Origin of the sequence: Agrobacterium genomosp. 2 str. CFBP 5494, assembly GCF_900013495.1 — a bacterium.
Classification (GTDB): domain Bacteria; phylum Pseudomonadota; class Alphaproteobacteria; order Rhizobiales; family Rhizobiaceae; genus Agrobacterium; species Agrobacterium pusense.
Genome location: NZ_LT009719.1, coordinates 12,572 through 31,989 on the forward strand (window position 1 = coordinate 12,572; position 19,418 = coordinate 31,989).

14 protein-coding genes and 4 pseudogenes are annotated in these 19,418 nt (G+C 58.2%); 11 read left to right on the forward strand and 7 right to left on the reverse strand.

Features of this window, described 5'->3' with window-relative positions; translation table 11 throughout:
• The first annotated feature begins 21 nt into the window (after positions 1–21).
• The 5 genes from AGR2A_RS14955 (at position 22) to AGR2A_RS14975 (ending at position 6,602) form a co-directional block, all read left to right on the forward strand.
• On the forward strand, positions 22–2,304 hold the full coding sequence (locus AGR2A_RS14955; protein ID WP_072495402.1) for an FdhF/YdeP family oxidoreductase: 2,283 nt from the start codon (positions 22–24) through the stop codon (positions 2,302–2,304).
• Positions 2,301–3,089, forward strand: a complete 789-nt coding sequence (locus AGR2A_RS14960) for a formate/nitrite transporter family protein (RefSeq protein ID WP_072495403.1) — start codon at positions 2,301–2,303, stop codon at positions 3,087–3,089. Before AGR2A_RS14955 ends, AGR2A_RS14960 begins: the two co-directional genes overlap by 4 nt.
• Positions 3,090–3,524: 435 nt before the next feature.
• Positions 3,525–4,184, forward strand: a complete 660-nt coding sequence (locus AGR2A_RS14965) for an outer membrane protein (protein ID WP_072495404.1) — start codon at positions 3,525–3,527, stop codon at positions 4,182–4,184.
• A gap of 596 nt (positions 4,185–4,780) precedes the next feature.
• A complete protein-coding gene (locus AGR2A_RS14970) occupies positions 4,781–5,308 on the forward strand; it encodes a helix-turn-helix domain-containing protein (protein WP_080823103.1) in 528 nt (175 codons plus the stop codon).
• A 61-nt stretch (positions 5,309–5,369) separates the two neighbouring features.
• Positions 5,370–6,602 (forward strand): type II toxin-antitoxin system HipA family toxin, encoded by a 1,233-nt coding sequence (locus AGR2A_RS14975; protein ID WP_072495405.1) that lies wholly within the window; start codon positions 5,370–5,372, stop codon positions 6,600–6,602.
• Positions 6,603–6,733: 131 nt separating this feature from the next.
• Here AGR2A_RS14975 and AGR2A_RS14980 read toward each other — a convergent pair whose 3' ends face one another.
• The 4 genes and pseudogenes from AGR2A_RS14980 to AGR2A_RS29600 all read right to left on the reverse strand — a co-directional run bounded on the left by AGR2A_RS14980 (position 6,734) and on the right by AGR2A_RS29600 (position 9,406).
• Positions 6,734–7,687: a nucleotidyltransferase and HEPN domain-containing protein gene (locus AGR2A_RS14980; protein ID WP_072495406.1), complete on the reverse strand. Its 954-nt coding sequence runs from the start codon at positions 7,685–7,687 to the stop codon at positions 6,734–6,736.
• 607 nt (positions 7,688–8,294) lie between these two features.
• Positions 8,295–8,615: pseudogene (locus AGR2A_RS14985) on the reverse strand (type IV secretory system conjugative DNA transfer family protein); the annotation flags it as partial.
• 158 nt (positions 8,616–8,773) lie between these two features.
• The gene (locus tag AGR2A_RS14990) at positions 8,774–9,082 is read right to left on the reverse strand and encodes a mobilization protein (RefSeq protein WP_072495407.1); all 309 of its coding nucleotides are present in this window, start codon (positions 9,080–9,082) and stop codon (positions 8,774–8,776) included.
• A gap of 114 nt (positions 9,083–9,196) precedes the next feature.
• Positions 9,197–9,406, reverse strand: a complete 210-nt coding sequence (locus AGR2A_RS29600; protein ID WP_167378213.1) for a hypothetical protein — start codon at positions 9,404–9,406, stop codon at positions 9,197–9,199.
• Positions 9,407–9,749: 343 nt separating this feature from the next.
• Here AGR2A_RS29600 and traA point away from each other — a divergent pair, with 343 nt between their 5' ends.
• From traA to AGR2A_RS15000, 3 genes and pseudogenes are all read left to right on the forward strand, one after another.
• A complete protein-coding gene (traA, locus tag AGR2A_RS14995) occupies positions 9,750–13,532 on the forward strand; it encodes a Ti-type conjugative transfer relaxase TraA (RefSeq protein WP_080823105.1) in 3,783 nt (1,260 codons plus the stop codon).
• Between the two features lie 385 nt (positions 13,533–13,917).
• Positions 13,918–14,223 carry a DUF6538 domain-containing protein gene (locus tag AGR2A_RS30335; protein WP_353615849.1) on the forward strand — a complete coding sequence of 102 codons (306 nt, stop codon included), beginning with the start codon at positions 13,918–13,920 and terminating at the stop codon, positions 14,221–14,223.
• A gap of 48 nt (positions 14,224–14,271) precedes the next feature.
• A pseudogene (locus tag AGR2A_RS15000) lies at positions 14,272–15,183 on the forward strand (IS256 family transposase); the annotation flags it as partial.
• Here the strand turns inward: AGR2A_RS15000 and AGR2A_RS30340 are convergent.
• The 3 genes and pseudogenes from AGR2A_RS30340 to AGR2A_RS15015 all read right to left on the reverse strand — a co-directional run bounded on the left by AGR2A_RS30340 (position 15,176) and on the right by AGR2A_RS15015 (position 17,071).
• Positions 15,176–15,457, reverse strand: a complete 282-nt coding sequence (locus AGR2A_RS30340) for an aldo/keto reductase (RefSeq protein ID WP_348529868.1) — start codon at positions 15,455–15,457, stop codon at positions 15,176–15,178. The pseudogene AGR2A_RS15000 and the gene AGR2A_RS30340 sit on opposite strands and share 8 nt — an antisense overlap.
• Positions 15,458–15,466: 9 nt before the next feature.
• Positions 15,467–15,976 (reverse strand): VIT1/CCC1 transporter family protein, encoded by a 510-nt coding sequence (locus tag AGR2A_RS15010; protein WP_072493471.1) that lies wholly within the window; start codon positions 15,974–15,976, stop codon positions 15,467–15,469.
• A gap of 187 nt (positions 15,977–16,163) precedes the next feature.
• Positions 16,164–17,071: pseudogene (locus AGR2A_RS15015) on the reverse strand (LysR family transcriptional regulator).
• Between the two features lie 89 nt (positions 17,072–17,160).
• On the opposite strand from AGR2A_RS15015, the gene AGR2A_RS15020 reads away from it, so the two are divergent.
• The 3 genes and pseudogenes from AGR2A_RS15020 (at position 17,161) to AGR2A_RS15030 (ending at position 19,418) form a co-directional block, all read left to right on the forward strand.
• Positions 17,161–17,559, forward strand: a complete 399-nt coding sequence (locus AGR2A_RS15020; RefSeq protein WP_072493473.1) for a CidA/LrgA family protein — start codon at positions 17,161–17,163, stop codon at positions 17,557–17,559.
• Positions 17,552–18,242: pseudogene (locus AGR2A_RS15025) on the forward strand (LrgB family protein). The gene AGR2A_RS15020 and the pseudogene AGR2A_RS15025 overlap by 8 nt, the downstream one beginning before the upstream one ends.
• A 216-nt stretch (positions 18,243–18,458) precedes the next feature.
• On the forward strand, positions 18,459–19,418 hold the full coding sequence (locus AGR2A_RS15030; protein ID WP_072493470.1) for an AEC family transporter: 960 nt from the start codon (positions 18,459–18,461) through the stop codon (positions 19,416–19,418).

Here is a 19,418-nt window from a genome sequence, read left to right on the forward strand (position 1 = left end):
CCGAACATCAGGGAGATTATCGTGAAGCAGACAGTTCGTTACCATAAATATGACGCGCCAACGGGTGGCTGGGGCTCCGTAGGGTCGCTGGTCAAAAACGCCTTACCCCAACATGCGATAAAAACCGTGCCGGGCCTTATGACCGACCACAACAAAACTGGTGGCTATATGTGCACAAGTTGCGCATGGGCAAAGCCGGGGAAACCTCATTTTGGCGAGTTCTGCGAAAACGGCGCCAAGGCCACCTTCTGGGATTTGACCTCCAAGCGCGCCGATCCGGAGTTCTTCGCGAGACACACCTTGACGGAGTTGCTGGAATGGCCCGACTTCGACCTCGAAAACGCCGGACGCCTCACGCATCCTATGCGCTATGACGCCGCTAGCGACCGTTTCCTGCCCGTCAGCTGGGAGGAGGCCTTTGCCGACATCGGGTCGAGACTGAAGGTCTATGACCGCAAGTCTGTGGTCTTTTACGCCTCAGGGCGCGCGTCGCTTGAAACATCCTACATGTATCAGCTCCTTGCACGGATGTATGGCAACAACAACCTGCCCGACAGTTCGAACATGTGCCACGAGACGACGTCAGTGGCATTGCCGGAGAGTATCGGGACGCCGGTCGGAACCGTGCTACTTGAAGATTACGATCACACCGACTGCATCCTGTCCTTCGGGCAGAATGTTGGGACGAATGCCCCCCGCCTGCTGCATTCCCTTCAGGCGGTACGCGAACGCGATGTTCCTGTCATCGTGTTCAACCCTTTGCGAGAAAGGGGCTGGGAGGAGTTCACCAATCCGCAACGGCCGTCCCAGATGCTGGCGGGCAAACCAACACAGATCGCCACGCAATATTACCAGGTAAGCGCAGGGGGCGATATTGCCGTAATGATGGGTATGGCAAAGTTCCTGCTGGAGTGGGATGCCGACGCTGAGATGGCGGGCCGAGCGCGGGTGCTCGATATAGACTTCATCTCATCCCACACATCCGGCTTCGACGCCTTTGCGGCGATGGTCCGCTCCACGCCGTGGGAGGACATCACCCGGATTTCCGGCCAGCCAAAAAATGCAATTGAGGCGGCCGCTCGGACATATGCAAAGGCAAAATCCGCCATCGCCATTTACGGGATGGGGCTCACTCAGCACCGCTACGGCGTTTCCAACGTGCAGATGCTGGTCAATCTGCTGTTGATGCGCGGCAATATCGGACGCCAGGGCAGCGGCATCTGTCCAGTGCGCGGCCACTCGAACGTGCAGGGGCAGCGAACGGTCGGCATCGCCGAAAAAGCCGCCCTCGTACCGCTTGACCGGCTTGCTGAACTCTACGGTTTCGACCCACCGCGCGAGGACGGGCTGAACACGGTAGAAGCATGTGAGGAGATCATTGCCGGAAATATCAACGCCTTTATCGGCCTGGGCGGGAACTTCGTTCGCGCAATTCCTGAACGCGGCCTGATGGAAGAAAAATGGCGAGGGCTCGATCTTTCCGTGCAGATCGCAACAAAGCTCAATCGCTCGCATATCGTCACTGCTGGCACGACCTATATTCTACCGACATTGGTACGGTCTGAAATCGATGAACAGACATGTGGCCCGCAAATCGTGACGATGGAGGATTCAACCACCTGCATCCATGCATCGCGCGGCAAATACAAACCGGCTGCCAATACACTTCTTTCAGAACCTCGCATTGTTGCGGAAATTGCCAAGCATTCGCTCACGCCAAACCCCGCCGTTCCGTGGGATGAATGGGCCGGGAACTATGCTCTGGTCAGAGACGCGATAGAGGCGACCTATCCCGACATGTTCAGGGATTTCAACCACAGGCTGGATACGCCGGGCGGATTTCCGCGTCCTGTCGCCGCGCGTCATCGTGAATGGGAAACCGACACCGGGAAAGCCAATTTCAAGCTGCCCCATGCGCTGTTCGCGGGTTTCCCTGGAGATGAGGATAACGACGTTCTTCGCTTGATAACCCTGCGCTCCAACGATCAGTTCAACACAACGGTCTACGGATATGATGACCGGCTTCGGGGCATACACAAGTCGCGGATGATCGTGATGATGAACCGTGACGACCGTATCCGACTAGGCGTCCAGGAGAACGCGTTTATCGGGCTGGAAACAGTGGCGGATGATGGAATTGCAAGGAAGATCCATAATCTTCAGGTGATCGACTACGACATTCCGTCGGGAACGTGCGCTTCCTACTTTCCGGAATGTAACGTCCTCATTCCGCTCTCCCATCATGAAAAGAACGCCAAGACCCCGGCGGCGAAATCAATTCCGGTAAGGGTCCTCGGCCCATGACATCCTTCCCGACGCCCGCCGAGCTGACAGACGACGTCTTTGAGACCATGCGTGACAAGGCTAGTATGCCAGCGAGAACAATACTCACGCTCGGCGTCCTTGCCGGTGTCTACATCGGGTTCGCAGGGCTTTTTTCAATCACCGTTCTTGCCGGAGCCTCCGTTCTGCCCTTCGGCGTGGCCCAACTCCTTGCGGGCGCGGTGTTCACGATCGGCCTGGCTGCTGTTCAATTAGCTGGAGCAGAATTATTCACGGGCAACACACTCATAATCGGCCCGTGCGCATTGGGCCGTGTTCCATTGAAGGAGGCGACAGGCGCGCTCGCGCTCGCCTATGTCGGCAATCTTTTCGGCTCCCTACTACTGGTTGTGGTCGCGCTTTGTGCGGACCTTCATAGTTCCGGCGATGGGAAGGTGGGGGCGGCACTGGTGGAACTGGGAACGGTCAAGGTCTATAAAAGCTTCTTCGCCACTGTTGTAAGCGGCATCCTCGCCAACTTCCTCGTATGCCTTGCCGTCTGGCTGGCAGCCAGCGGCAAAACGACGGTGGAAAAACTGGCGGGACTTTCGCTACCTGTCGCAGCTTTCGTGGCTCTCGGGCTCGAGCATTCCGTCGCCAATATGTTTTTGATGCCCTACGCCTATCTCGTTTCGGACACATCTTCTGCCATCACCGGACATGCCGTTATCGCCAACGTCACTGCTTCGACGATCGGAAATCTCCTCGGCGGCGGCGGGCTCGCACTGGCCTATGCATCCATTGCCGAGAAAGACGTTCAGAAATGACTATCCGACAGCTTTCTTCCCAACGCTGCCGATCTGTTGTCCGTGGCTCACAATAATGCCAAGCGCGCAACTGGTGTTTTTCTGAGCATCGTGCGGACGATTTCTAGCTGCTCCTTTGGCTCCCGTTGGGCGAAGCGTTATGCCACAGCATTTTGAGTTCGAACAGGCAAAAATCCGCAGGGTCTGGTCGGTCATCGACAAGGCTACAATCGACCGTCAGCTTGGCTGACGGCCTTGGCCTTGCGAAGACATCGGCGCCGCGCGCTCCGAAAAAGTCAAAATGACGAGCGCGATTGCACTGGGCTTCCGGCCGCGCCCGGGCAGCCTCGAATTTATGCAGACTGCTGCGCAGATCGCAGGCGTTGCACAAAGGTTACATCATTTTTCAGGCAAAAGGCATATGAATGATCTCTCATGTAAGGGAGTTCAGAGACTATGAAGAAATTCGTATCGACTATCGCATTCGTGCTTGCGGCATCGACTGCAATGGCGGCCGATGCCGTATCAGAAGTTCCTGCAGCCCCGGTTGCAGAGGTTGCGCCGCTGTTCAGCTGGACCGGATTTACCGCCGGTGTCCAGGCCGGTTACGGCTGGAACAACAATGACGCTTCGATCGTCGGCCTTCCCGGCGAAACGTCCGCAGACTTCGACGGCGCTCTTGCCGGTGGTTTCGTCGGCTTCAACTATGACCTTGGCAACAGCTGGGTCGTCGGCCTCGAGGCTGACTTCGAAAAGAACTGGGGCGATGATTCCGCCACCATTCTCGGCACGGGCTTTGACTACGGGTTCGACTGGCAGGGTTCGGTTCGTGGCCGCGTCGGCTACGCATTTGACCGTGCCCTGGTATACGGTACCGCAGGCTGGGCCTATGCTCGCGGCTATGCGGAAGTCCCGGGCATTGCCGACGTGAAGGAAACCTTCAACGGCTACACCGTCGGCGTTGGTCTCGACTATGCGTTTACCGACATGGTGTTCGGACGCGTTGAGTACCGTTACACCGACTTCGGCGACAAGGATTTCAACTTCGGTGGCGCTGCAATCAACGCGGATGTCGACCAGCATGCAATCCGCGTCGGCCTCGGCGTAAAGTTCTGATCCACCCGGACAGCAACAGCATAAGCCCGGCCATTGTGCCGGGCTTTTTCCTGTGCCTTTTCAAAAGGCGGCAGCGAGAAGCCGGGGTCGGCAAGCGCGGGCAACCTGTTCGTCACGCGTATTCGCAGCACAACGACTGAACATGCCGACTAGGACCGGACGCGGTCGGACACATTCCTTCTTCCGCCAGCAGACGCTCAGCCGGTCTCATCCATGATCTCCCTTTGAGCGAATCCTCAAGCAGTTGACGATCGGCACCACACAGCGCCATCCGCGGCAGCTGACGCCGCAGCAAGTCCCAAAGCATCTGCGCATCCGTCCGCCGCTTTTTTGTGCCAAGCAGCATGTTCAGCAGCACCTGTTGCCGTTCCTGCGCGGTCAGCCCAAGCAGCCTAATAAGGCTCCTGCAGCATGACCAGACAGCGGTTGACAGCCAGCCCGGCAGGCTAGGTGTGATGGGCGACCTGTACTTGATATCGAATAAAACATCAAACCTGCAACATTATATATTTTACGACATCAAATTGCGGTCACGCCATAAATCTGATATCGTAAAAGACATCAAAACACGAAAAATGATGCAGATATAAATATCAATGAGATACGAAACTCAAGAGATCGCGGACCGCTTACGTGAAGCCAGAGAGGCCAAACAGCTCAGCCAACGCGAGTTGAGCCGGCTGGCTGGCGTCCCGCAAGCGCAGATTTCGCGGATCGAGTCCAACAGTGTTGATCTGCGCCTTTCGAGCCTCGTCGCGATCGCCAGCGCATTGGATCTGGAGATTGCCCTGCTACCGCGTAAGGCGGTGCCTGCGATCAAATCGATCACCCGCCAAACGACTGATCGCACGGTGATTCAGGCGCCCGCGATCGGCAAGGAAATGCATCGGCTGCAAAAGGCAATCCGCACCCTTCAGATCGAGGCCCCGACCTTACCGGAGCTGGATGAGCTGCGCAAAGCCATGGCATCACTCCAGCGTATGCAGATCGACACGCGGTTCTTAGACAATCTCCGCTCCCTGCGCCAAACGATTGATCATGCCAAACTGACTGAGCACCGGACGGGCATATTGAACGCGACCAACAGCATGAGGGCGCTTCGCAACCAGATCGCCCATTTCTAGCCGACGAGCGAACAACGGAATGCCAACCGTCCAGCCTACTCGTTAGATGAGAAGGATGACGATGCCTGATATATCCGTACTGAGTGTGCGCCTCTATGGTGAAGAGATCGGTACGATCACCTATGTCGGAGCCGAAAAGACGCTGTTCGCCTTCAACGACGCCTATGCCGAAAACCCAAATAGACCGATGCTCGGCCTGCAGTTCAAGGATGGTTTCGGCGAACTGATCACGGATTTCCAGCCATACAAAATCAAGCTGATGCCTTACTTCTCAAACCTTCTGCCTGAGGGGCATCTGCGCCGGTACCTGGCTGAGAAGGCAGACATCCATATCGAGCGCGAGTTCTTCCTCTTATGGGTTCTCGGCCAGGACCTTCCTGGCGCTGTCACCGTCGTCCCGGTAGACGGAGAAGAATGGCCGAGTGACGCGCATAACGTCCTTGAAGGCGAAGCCGCCAGGGAAGCTGCCGAAGATGCCATGCGGTTTTCATTGGCAGGTGTGCAGCTCAAATTCTCGGCGGTACAAAGTGAAAACAGCCTCACCATTCCCACAAGCGGCGTCGGCGGCAGCTGGATCGTCAAACTCCCCTCTCGCGAGTTTGCCAACGTCCCGGAAAACGAATTCTCGATGATGAGCCTTGCCAGAATGGTCGGGATCAACGTGCCAGCGATCGGGCTGATCGATGTGCGATCAATCGGAAACCTGCCTGAGGGGATTGAGAAGATCGGGCAACAGGCCTTCGTCATTGAGCGCTTCGATCGCAATGAGGACGGCAGCATCACCCATATCGAAGATTTCGCGCAGGTTTTTAACGTCTACCCTGAGGACAAGTACAAGAAAGCCAGCTACCGCAATCTGGTATCGGTGATCGCATCCGAATCCGATCAGGATGATATGGCCGAATTCATCCGCCGCCTGCCATTCAATGTTCTGATTGGCAATGGCGACATGCATCTGAAAAACTGGTCACTAATCTACCCTGATCGCCGCAACGCCCGCCTCGCTCCAGCCTATGATTTCGTGTCCACAATCCCGCATATCGCCAGTGACAAGTCCGCGCTGACCTTCAGCAGGACGAAGGATTTTAACGGTTTCACAACGGACGAGCTGGCGCACCTATCCGCGAAAGCCAACCTGCCCAAGAGGCTCGTCCTCGACACAGCCAAGGAAACCGTCGCTCTATTTATGGAGAGATGGGAGACCGAAAAGACCAATCTTCCCATGCACAATGATGTTGTCGAGGCCATCGACAGGCATCTTACGACTTTACCGATTGTCACTGGCAAAGGGTAAAAGGATGCGGCCTAAGCCGCATCCGCCATGTCACGATGATTTTAAGCCAGCGACATCAGCCAATCGGTAGCCTCAGAGGCTTTGGAAGCTGCGGTGACGAGGCGGAAGCTGACTGGAAGCTGTTACAAGGTTCAGTGGCCGCTTTCACCCCGGCCCATTCGAACGTCACGTTCGAGCTTTTCGATATGTTCATCGCAAACGGCCTTTACCAGCTCAAGCAGATGCGCGGTGCGCTCACCGAGCCAGACAAGCGCCTCTTCGCTAATCTCGAAATGTTTCGAATATCGAGCCTTCACATAGGCTTCATTGACCGTGTTAAACCACGCTCGTTGACGATGTTGATCTCGCGGAAACGCGTCGACCAGCCGAAGGTCCTGCTCCTCGGCAAGAGAGCGGAGGAACTTTATGTTGTGGGAGGCAGGCCCGTAGTTCGTAAGGGTTAACAATACACAAGAGTATGATTGCTCGAGCGCTTGGTGCAAACTGAAAGCCGCGAGGTTCCTCCATACATTGTCGCCTGAATTGACCATGTTGGCTTGGATGCCGGCGGTCACATGGAAAGCAACAGCCTCTGCGTAGCGCTGTTTAAAATGGCCCCTCGCCACCTCCAAACGCTCTTCAGCCGTCAAAAGTTTCGGCTCAGCGAGCGGCTCGCCATCAAGCTCATAGACAACGATGCCTTCCTTGCGGATATCCGAGAAGAAATAGTGGCCTTTCTTAAGCTCCGTGTTCACCTCGCGCAGAGAATGCACGATGAACTGCGTCGGTGTTTCGATGAAGCTGTCGCGGATGATCCGGTCGGCCGCCTTGTACCAGAAGGTCGCATGATCCGTCAGCTTGCGATTGTTGACGATCACCAGCAAATCGAAATCCGAACGATAGCCCTTCATCGTATGCGGCTCGTCGACAAAGGTGCCGCGGGCGTAGGAACCGAACAGGACGATTTTGAGAATGCGCCCGCGCTTTTTGAAATCAGCGGTGCCCTCCCCGAGGGCATCCTCGAACTCCTCGTGCAGGATCTCCAGCGCACGGGCAAGCTCCTGTTGCTTTCTGTGCGGGATATGATCAAGGGAGGATCTCATCATGGAACAGGGTCTGGCTGGCTTCCGATTGTCGCGCCGGTCTGATCGCGCTTGTGGTATCCATGGACCTTATACGCTTCGCCACATTCATCAAATGGCAAAAGTGCCCGTCGATTTTTCGAGGCAGATAAACGGCTGGCGGCCAAAACCATGAATTGCACTATGGGGCAACAGGGGAAACGTCCCGAAGACGACATGAAGTGTGCGTTCCGGTCTGCCGGCAACAGCCGCGACCAGCTCGATCGCAAAGGCTGAATGGCCTCTATTTCAGATCCGCGGCAAGCCGTCTGCCGTCCTCCCGGCGACTTTCGCTTCGTCGCCGGTGTAACGCGCCTTCGATCGCATCCAGACCGGTTCCCATTCGCGCCTTCGCAACAAGAGGCAGGCCTGTCCTGCCGCTCACTTCGGCGCAATTTGGTAGCGCGTTCCCGTCAGGACAGGCTGGATCACCGCGTCGATTGCTGCGGACGTTCATGCCGGCCCGTTTCCAACTTCTTGACGATTGGAATTATCAGTTATGATAATTGAAAGTCCCAGCCGAAGAGATCCAGGGGCCTCCAATGCAAGGCTGAGATGCAAAATCCAGACGGCCGTTTTGTCACCGCCCCCGTCAGACCGGGTCGAACATGCCCGTAAACTCCGGATCGCTAAAATAGGCAAGTTTCTCTGCAAAAATTGGCCGTTGTCCGGCAAGGAACAGCAATTGTCCTTTTGCCGGCAGATTACGCACCTCATCAGGGGTGAGTAGCAGCCGGCCGGTATGTTGTTGGCTGTAGGAGATCCCAGTCTTATCGGAATCGATCGCTCCCGCCATCGTCTGGAATAAGACCGTTTCCTGCCCGAGCAAATCAGAGATGAGGCGGGCGCTGTCATGACCGTTGACGACGTAACCAAAACCCATTTGCTCAAGGAAATGACCGCCACCCATGCCGATCACAAAGGTGACGTTGAACAGGATGAACATAAATCCAAGAAGCCGTTTCCAGATCCGGAACGGCATGGTGATTAAAGCCAGAAATGCCCAAAGCGGATCACGCGCGACGGCTCGCATCATGTTCTTGAACGCGTCCCAAGAAAGCCGCAACCGGTTCATGGAGCACCCTGCCCGCTGTCGCCACCCTCTCCCGTGCCTGGCAGTCCTGGTCCGATCAGATCGGCAAACAGCGCCTTGTCATTGTCGCGTGTCAGAAAGCCCGGCAGTTCGCGGCGCAGCCATTCACCGAGTTGTTTGCTGAAAATCGGATCTTCCGAGGTCTCCATATGATGCAGAACGAGCGAGCCGATCAGGACCTTGCGGCGCATATCGTTGTTGCGTTCGGTTTTTGAAAGACGGGCCTTCAGCGCAGACCGTTGAGCCTCCAGTTCAGCCAGGCGCTGTTCGATTGTTTTCCTTGCCACGATTATTCCTTTCGATTGCGGTCGCACCGGAACTGCCGCTGTTGACCACGGCTTTGCTCCTGGAAGACAGACCAGTTTCTACGGGGAGATCGACATAGCGATTGTGAGAGGAGTTCAAACCATATGGTTCATGATGCCGCCGTCACCCGGGCAGATGAGATTTTCACCCAAGACCGAACAGAATGATTTTGAAAATCCGCCCATCCGGCCTGGCGTCAGACGCCGAGCGCGCCACCAGATCAGCAAATTTTTTCTGAATAATTCCGGCGATGCGGACAGGCTCGCGTTGCTTACGGTCCGGCAAAACTCAAATCTGGTCTTCATGTCTGCTCCGCTGATCCACGGTGTCCCGTATGGGCGAAACCAGAGCTCGCTCGAACTCCGGTTTTGATAGCCGCCAGGCAAATGCCTGTCTTCCCGGACAATGCACATCCGATCTTGCCCAGCCATCTCTGATTGATGCCAATGGTATTGGAATACCGGCCGTCCTCAATAGCGAACATTGAAGGGTTCATTATCTCAGGTTGAATTTTGCTGACCACTTTTAGCAGTCGAAATGCCTGTTCGATGTTGCTAGCGTCGCCACCGGTAAACAGACAAGGGCGCACTTACGACTTGCCGCGCATCAGAGCGCTGAATTTCCCCGTTTGCGGATCGGAGATTTCGGTTGGCGATTTATCATCTCAGCACCAAACCTGTCTCACGCTCATCCGGTCGCAGTGCCGTCGCATCCGCCGCCTATCGTTGTGCGGTTCTCCTCACCAATCACCGCGATGGCCTTGTGCATGACTTCACCCGCAAAGAGGGTGTCGAGCATATCGAGATCGTGCTGCCGGACGATCTTTCTGCCGATTGGGCTCTGGATCGTTCGGCTTTGTGGAACGCTGCCGAGTTTGCAGAAAAGCGAAAAGATGCCCGCGTCGCCCGCGAATTCGAAATCGCGCTTCCGCATGAGCTGTCGCCGGAAGGGCGGCTGAACGCTGCACGCGCCTTCGCCCAGGATCTGGCAAACCGCTATGGCGCGGCCGTGGATTTTGCCATCCATTCGCCAAGCGAGCATGGCGATATCAGGAACCACCATGCGCATGTATTGATGACGACGCGGCAGGTTGGCAGAACCGGCCTTGGCGAGAAAACTTATCTTGAGCACAAGAACGCACGGCTGCTGGCAAATGGTATGGCGACAACCGACATGCAGCTTCGCGATATCCGGCAGGCATGGGAAGGCATTGCCAACCGTCAGCTTCAGCGCGAAGGCCTGGACGTTCGCATCGATCATCGCTCACACATGGAGCGTGGTCTTGAGTTGTCGCCGACGGAACATATGGGCGTGCATGCCTCGCAGATGCAGCAGCAAGGATTGACGGTCGAGCGCGGCCGGCTGGATGACGAGGCAGCACGGCGAAATGCCGAACTGATCCGGCAAAAACCGGAACAGGTTCTGACGCTGATCAGCAACGAGAAGAGCGTATTCGACCGGCACGATATTGCCAAAACCTTGCATCGCTATATCAACGATGACGCCCAAATGTTCCGGAACGCCTTTGCCGCTGTGATGGCATCACCAGCGCTGGTGGAACTCCAGGCTGAGCGCATCGATCCAGAGACAGGCGACGTCTCCAATGCGCGCTATTCGACGCGGGAGATGATCGATCTCGAACTCGCCATGGCGCGATCGGCGGAGCGGCTGCATCAGGCGCAGTCCCACGATGTCGATCCGCGCCATGTCGAGCGCGCCATGGAGAGGCAGGATCGCTCTCTTCGGAGAAGTTCTGGCGGACCGTCGGCTGCGAGCGATCCGTCTGCGGGATTGTCGGCCGAACAGCGTCAGGCGATCGAGCATATTACCGGGCGAGAACGCATTGCGGCCGTGGTCGGGTTTGCAGGTGCGGGAAAGTCCACCATGCTCGCAGCCGCGCGCGAGGCCTGGGAGGCTCACGGCTATCAGGTCCATGGCGCGGCGCTTGCCGGAAAGGCGGCCGAGGGGCTTGAGGAAAGTTCCGGTATCGAGAGCCGCACTCTGGCGTCATGGTCTTACAGTTGGGACCATGGCCGGGATCTGATCGGCAGCAGCGACGTGTTCGTCATCGACGAGGCTGGCATGGCTGGCAGCCGCCAGCTTGCCCGCTTTATCGGCGAGGCCGAAGCGCGCGGTGCAAAGATTGTTCTTGTCGGCGACCATGAGCAACTGCAGGCAATCGGGGCCGGTGCACCCTTCAGGGCGATCGCCGAGCAGATCGGTCACGTCGAGCTTTCCGGCATTCGCCGCCAGCGCCATGATTGGCAGCGAGAAGCATCGGTTGCCTTTGCAACCCACAAGACGGCCGAGGGCTTGGCTGCCTATCGCGATCACGGCAACATCCACTTTGCAGAAAGCCGCAACGCGGCGATGGTGCAGATCGTGCGTGATTATGTTGCCGATAGTGAGCGGCGTGCCGATGGCAGCCGGGTTGCCATGGCGCATCGCCGCGCCGATGTGCGCACCCTCAATGCCGCCATCCGTTCCGAGCTTCAAAACCGACAAAGGCTCGAGCGCGGCCACGGGCAGAATGCCGGTGCGGATCGTGGAGACCGTGGGGATGTTGAGGACCGTAGGAACAGTGAGAATGTTGGAGAACTCACCTTCCAGACCAGTACCGGCAAACGCGCCTTCGCCGCCGGCGATCGGATCATCTTCCTCGAAAACAACCGCGACCTCGGCGTCAAAAACGGCATGCTTGGCACGGTCGAGCATGTCGAGCCGAATAAGATCATCGCCCGGCTCGATGGTCGAGGCGGCGACAGTGTCAGCATTGCCACGGATAGCTACCAGGCGATCGACCACGGTTATGCGACGACGATCCATAAAAACCAGGGAGCGACGGTCGATCGCGCCTTTGTGCTGGCGTCCAGCACCATGGACCGGCATCTGGCCTATGTCGCCATGACCAGGCATCGCGACAGCGTGCAGCTCTATGCCGACATCACGGAGTTCAGTAATGCGGGCCGGCTGGTTGATCACGGCGTTGCGCCCTACGAGCATAATCCGCAATCACGCGACAGCTATTTTGTGACGCTGGAGAATGACAAGGGCGATCAGCGCACGGCGTGGGGCGTCGATCTCAAGCGGGCCATGCGAGAGGTATCGCCAAAAATCGGAGACAGGATTTTCCTCCAGCATGAAGGCGCCACGCCTGTCTCGCTTCCGGACGGCACAAAGGCCGAGCGCAATGCATGGCGTGTCGTCAAGGGTGATGAACTGGCCTATCAGAAGCTGACAAGCCGCCTGTCGCGTTCCGGCGCGAAGGAAACCACGCTGGACTATGTCAGGGACTTTGCCGAGCGGCGCGGGATCGCAAGCGACCAAGGGATCGGGCAAGAGTTTGGGGTCAGGAGCGAGATCGAACTTGCTTCCGGCCAAAATGCGCGTCAAGACGTTTTGTCCCGTGCGGCCCATCTGCAGCGGGAGCAGCAGGGCCGGCCATCAGAGCGTCAGCAGGTTTACGAGGAACCTGCCGGCGATCTGGCCGCTCCTGTTCGTCGCGAAGATCCTCGTAATCCGTTCGCCCGAAATATCGATGACGGACGGCGCGACGAGCGGACAGACGAGAATAAAGGATATCGCCGCATCCGGTGGTCCGACCTCATGTCGCAAGACAGGACCCTCCCTGCCCCAACAGAAGCTGGAGGCCAGCAAAGGTCTCTGGAACCCGGTAAGCCAGCGCCGCTTGTGCCAGCCATCACCCGATACCAACGCAGCATCGAAGAGGTGGCGCAGCAAAGGGCGATGTCCGTCATCGATCAGCAATTCGATGTAGTCGAATCTCTCGTGCGGCACGTGTTCCGTGATCCGGCAGAAGTTGCCGCAAGACTGCGCACCGCGATGACCGAGAAGGAAGGCAGCGGCAAGATCATGGCGAAGGCCATGGCAGAGCAACCAGAGCGGTTCGGGGAGCTGCGCGGCAAGTCAGGTCTGTTCGGCAACAGCAAGGAACGGAAGGAGGCGTTGCAATATGCAAGGTCACTCTCTGCCCATATCGGCTATGTCTCCGAGGCATGGGAGCGCAGGCTTGGCGAAGAACGTCAGAGCGAACAATGGCAGCGTGAACAGCGTGATGTGATCGAGGTTCCCGGCCTCACCTCGCGTAGCGCCGAAATCATTGCCCAGGTGGAGAAGATGCCGGTCGAGAGGCGAAGCAAGTTCATCAAAGAGCTGCGATCGTCGCCTGAGGGCCGGGCCGCGCTTGATGAGGCAAAGCTGGTGGCCGAAGCGCTCACGCGGCGGTTTGGTAGTTCCGATCCTCGCAGGTTCGCCGAGGAGCTGGAGGCACGTCCGGAGCTCGCGAAGCACGCCGAGCAGATCAAGACGATCGCCCGTATTGTGAACCGAACGCATATGGCCGAGATGAGCTATGACCATACGCTGAAACAGCAAATGAACCGGTCACAGGGGCTTGGATTGAGCCGATAACGATTATCTAAGAACCTCATCGCTGCAACAATCCCGGCAGCTTTGGAGCGTATGACTGCAATGTGAGCTCAGGGGGTCATCGACGCGAAAGTCAGGGTGCAAAGTGCAGTTATCGCAAATGTGGAACCCTGATGCTGCACGTCGGCAATAGTCGGCAGCATGGAAATGTCACGCTGCTTCCCCCTTGTTAAAAACGCCTGCGCAAGCCTCGCAGTCCATTCCTGCCGAGAGGTGAAAAACGCACCGGAATGCAGCATACCTGCAAGGGTCTCGTGGGTCGAATCCAGGCTCCACAGCCACTTTCCTCCTTGTAATTCGATTAGTTACCTCCTCTCGCCAGTGTGCGGAATTACCCCACATTGCACCCCCACAAAGGGCGCTGGCGATGTCAAACCACCTGCGGCGGGAAGCGGATTCATTCGTGTTCCGGAGGCGCGTTCCTTCCGCGCTACAAAAGCGCATCGGTCTGAAGGAGATATACCGATCTTTAAAAACCACCGTGCGAAGAACAGCCAGGGCTCGAGCGGCGCATCTTTATCTTGCAACTGAAGGACTTTTCCGCATGGCCGAAGAGGATGATGACGAGGTACTCTCCGACGAAGACATTAAGGCTGCTGTGACGTACTGGCTGAGCGTCCCGACAGATCGTGTCCCAGCGCGTGGTGTAGCTGGATTTCATAGCCATCGGTGATTTCCGGTAGGGTCGGGTTGCTTAGATCCAACCTGAAGGACACCACCGATGACCGACGATATGATGAACCTGCGCTCACTCGTTGAGAAGAGTGCCGACGCCGATTTGCTCCGGGATATGATCGGCTTTGCTGCCGAGAAGTTGATGGCACTGGAAGTCGGGGCGAAGACTGGCGCGGGATATGGCGAGAAGAACGGCTTTCGACTTGCCCAGCGCAACGGCTACCGCGATCGAGACTGGGAGACACGAGCAGGGACCGTCGAGCTGCGCATTCCCAAGCTTCGCACAGGCAGCTACTTCCCGAGTTTCCTGGAGCCGCGCCGGATGGCGGAGAAGGCTCTGACGGCGGTCATTCAGGAGGCTTACATCCAAGGCGTTTCGACCCGATCCGTAGATGATCTCGTCAAGGCCATGGGCATGAGCGGCATCTCCAAGAGCCAGGTATCGCGGCTCTGCGAGGAGATCGACGAGAAGGTGAAGGCCTTCCTCGACCGTCCTATCGAGGGCGAGTGGCCATACCTCTGGATCGATGCCACCTATCTGAAGGTTCGTCGCGGCGGACGCATCGTCTCTGTCGCTGTCATCATCGCTGTCGGCGTCAACACCGACGGTCGACGCGAGGTGCTCGGCATGGAGATCGGCACTTCAGAAGCAGAAGCGATCTGGACTGAGTTCCTGCGCAAGCTGACCAGGCGAGGCCTGCGCGGCGTGAAGCTTGCTGTCTCCGATGCGCATGAGGGCATCAAGGCAGCGGTGTCGAAGGTGCTGTCCGCCACATGGCAGAGGTGCCGGGTCCACTTTATGCGCAATGCGCTTGCCCATGCCGGGAAGAGCGGACGCCGTGTCGTCTCTGCCTTCATCGCCACGGCGTTTGCCCAGGATACTCCGGCGGCTGCAAGCACCCAATGGCGTAATGTCGCCGACCAGATCAGGCAGAAAGTGCCGAAACTCGCTACCCTGGCAGCTTCGATGTGACACGCAGGCTTTCGCGCGGCACGCCGGCGCGACGAATCGCCTCGCCCACGGCCCCTTCATTCTCGTAGTTAAAGGCAGAATCGATCAGCCGGTAGCCCTGCCGGATCGCGGATACCATCGCCCCGACACCGCTTTCACCATTCAGGCTCCATGCTCCGAAACCCACTGCCGGCAGCCCGATACCGTCGGCCAGACGCAGCTCGGGGATTTTTGCCATGTCATGCTCCTTGATTTCCCGAAATCCGTTCCTCGCGAACATATGGTCGGATCAACTGGCCCCGATCTTGCCCAGAGCGACGCCGATGCCGAAGACGATGGCACCGCCGATCACCACCTGAACGATCGTCTGGACGAGCCTGCCGCCCATGAAACGGTAGCGGATCCAGGCGATGGCGATCAGCTCGACGGCCACGACCAGATAGGCCAGTCGCAGCGCGGTAGTCATATCAGGGATCAGGAACGGCAATGTATGCAGCATCCCGCCGATCCCCGTGGACAGGCCGGTAATCATACCGCGCCTGACCGGACTGCCGCGCCCCGAAATTGCGCCGTCATCCGACAGCGCCTCGGCCAGTCCCATGCTGATCGCTGCGCCGAGCGATGCCGCAAGTCCCACCAGAAAGGCGCTGAATGGCTTGCCCGTCGCTCCCGCCGCCGCGAAAATCGGGGCGAGCGTCGAGACCGAGCCATCCATCAATCCGAGAAGCCCGGGCTGCACCTCCTGCAAGACCCTCTTCCGGTCGGCTGCCGACGTGGCTCTGTAATTCGGTCCGCTCATCTCTCGCGTCTCCCAGAAGCGGGCTTTCGCCGGCTCAATGCACGTTCCCGATGCAGTGTATGGCACCAGATCCCTTCGCCAAACGCGGGAAAATTCCTTCATATCCGATCCGCGTTTGTGTCGTTGCGCATCTTACGCCTTCGAAATCAATTTCAAAAATGAATTGATTGACTTCTTTCTATTCCAATCATGACTGCTCAGAGATGGGAGCGCCACCGTGAATCTCGCGTACCAGATTCAGCCAGGCCTGTGCCGCGGGCGGCAGCCAGGCTCCGCGTCGCCAGACCATCGCCATGTTCCATTCGGCGTCTGGCTCCCCAAGAGCGACGTAATGCAGCCCCCGCAGCTGATGCTGGGCGGCGATCATCCGGGGCAGAAAAGCGACGCCCACTCCCGCGCTCACAAGCTCCACCATGAAATCTGTCTGTCCGCTCCGGGCCACCACGTCGGGGTCGAACCCCGCCCGTTTGCAGGCGTCCAGAACCATCCGATGCAGCGCAAAGCCAGAGTCGAACAGGATGAAGGGTGTTTCCTTCAGGTCCAACATAGAGACGGAAGCACTCCCCTCCAGCGGATGCCGCGGCGGCAGAAGGGCAACAAAACAATAGGTTCGCGACGTACCGGCTGGAACTCAAATTCCTCGGAAACCGGCAGGAGCGCCCCGGCAAAATCGATCTCGCCCGCGCGCAACACCGATCCAAGTTGATCGCTGCCATATTCGGTCAACCGCACCTCGATCCCGGGATAACGCTGGCGATAAATAGCGAAAAGTGGCGCAAAGACCGTGCTGCTGCCTACCGGCGGCAGCCCGAGGCGCAGCGAACCACGTCGCACACCCCGGATCTCGTCGAGTTCGGCCAACAGATCGTCGCGATCTGCCAGCAGTTTCAACCCCCGGCGATAGACCACCTCACCCGCCGGGGTCATCACGCTGCGATGGCCAATACGGTCCAGTAGTGGCAGACCGATCTCGTCCTCCAACTGCTTCACCGCCTTGCTGACGGTGGACTGGGTGGCGAAAACCGCCTTCGCAGCGCTGGAAAAACCCCCTTGGCGCACAACCTCGACAAAAGCACGCAACGGCCGAAAATCCATCATAAGTCCCCATTGGAATACACTTTATTCGATCAATTCATTTTATGAATGGAAAGTTCTACCCTATCCTCGCTGCAAAGGATATCGCCATGACATCACGCCACCGCACCGCCCGATTTCTGCACCACCACCCCGCCGCACAGACGCTGGTCGTCTTCGGCTTCTGGCTTCTGGGCGAGGCGGCCACGCGCGTTGGCAGCATCCCTCTGCCGGGCGGGATTATTGGGCTTGGCCTGCTGCTTCTGCTGCTGGCCATGCGGCGCGTCAGCACCCTCAGCATGCGGCGCGGCGCAGGATGGTTTCCCTCGGATATGCTGTTGTTCTTTGTTCCGGCGGTTCTGGCGGTGCTGGATCACCCCGAACTGTTCGGCCTGACCGAGGTGAAAATCCTGTTTGTAATCCTTCTCAGCACCGTGCTGGTGATGCTCGCCATCGTCGATCGCTGCTGGAAATATCTGGACCTCGAGGGGAACGAGGACCGTGTCTGAGGCCCTTTTGCATATCTTGCTCTGGTCGAGCTTGACCATAGGGTTTTACTGGCTGACAAAACGTATCTACCGACGCTGGTCCCGCTGGTGGTTGATGCCCCTCGCAATCACTTCGCTTTTGCTGATGCTCGTGTTGGTGTCGTTTAACGAAACCTATCGCGACTATATTGAGGGTACGCATTGGCTGATCCTGTTGCTGGGTCCGGCGACTGTGGCCTTCGCCGTCCCGATCTATGAGCAGCGCGCCTTGATCCTACGCTATTGGCCCGTGCTTCTGGCCGGTATGCTGGTGGGAAGCCTCGTGTCGATCCTGTCGAGTCGGGGGCTCGCAACTTTAGTCGGGCTCGACGGGGCGATTCGTCTCAGCCTGCTTCCACCGTCGGTCAGCACCCCATTCGCGATGGAGGTCTCGGACGAGATCGGCGGCATTCCAAATCTGACTGCAGTCTTCGTCGTCATTACAGGTATTGCCGGTGCGGTGCTGGGCGACCTGATCCTCGCGAGATTCCGCGTTGCCACTGCACCGGCGCGCGGTTCTCTGTTCGGGTTGGGTGCGCATGGTGCGGGAACGGCCCGCGCTCATCCGATCGGCACAACCGAGGCGCCGTCGCCGGGCTTGTCACGGTTCTGTCGGGCTTCTGAATGTGCTGGCAGCCCCTCTGATCGCGCTTTTGCCCGGATGAGCTTTGAAACCCGCCATTCGTCTGTCCATGACTGTCATTCGCTTAGCTAACAACGGGCAACACATAATGCAGATACCTTTAGAACCGCCTGCTCGCGAGCGCGAGCGCAGAGGAAAGCCACAGTTGTTTTCCGTCTTCCCCGCACCCTGCGCGTCTTCTACCCATGGGTGGTGAAGAAGCAGGATTGCCCGGATCGAATGGAAAGAGGATGACAAAATGATAGAGACCGTTATCGGGGCGCTGTTGCCCATCGTCGTGACCTTAGCCGTGGGCTTCTTGGCCGGCTGGCACCACGATTTCGATGCAAAGCAGGCGACGATCCTGAATCGGATGGTCATGCTTTACGCCCTGCCGCTCAGCCTCTTTGCCGGGATGGTCGGAATGGACCGCACTCAGATTCTGTCGCAGGGACCGCTGGCTCTCTCGATCCTTGTCGGCATGGCAGGTGCTTACGGCATCGTCAATCTGCTGTGCCGCTATGTCTTTCACCGCGATACGATGACGGCGGCGCTGCTGGCGCTGGCGATTTCCGGGCCTGCGGTGCCCTTTGTCGGCGTCACGGTGCTCGGCCACCTGTTCGGCACACAAAGCGCGGTGCCGATTTCGGTCGCGAGCCTTGTGATGAACCTGATCCAGGTGCCGCTGACGCTAATGTTGCTTTCCTATGGGATGGCCAGCACCCGCGCCGCCGCAGTCGGAGGCACGACGGGCACCGCGTCCCAAGGTCTTGGAGACCACATCGTGCATGCCCTGAAGGAACCCGTGGTCTGGGCGCCGCTGCTGGCGCTCGCGCTGATCGCCATGAACATCAGGTTTCCCGCCGAGATCGCGGATTCGCTGAACCTTCTGGGCCGGGCGACGGGGGGCGTCGCGCTGTTCGCTTCGGGCATCGTGCTGTTCTCGCGCAGGGTCTCCATCAGTCTCCCGGTGGTTCTGGCGGTCGCGGCGCGCAACCTCGTCATTCCGGGCATGATGCTGGCCGGCCTGATGCTGCTGGGGGCCGCACCCGACCTAACACGCGAATCCGTCCTGACGCTGGCCATTCCCACCGCCTCCATCGCGGTCATTCTTGCCGTTCAATATCAGACGGCAGAGCAGGAAATGGCCTCGATCCTGTTCTTCAGCACGATCCTGTCCGTGTTCACCATGGGCATGTTCATCTGGCTGACCAACTGA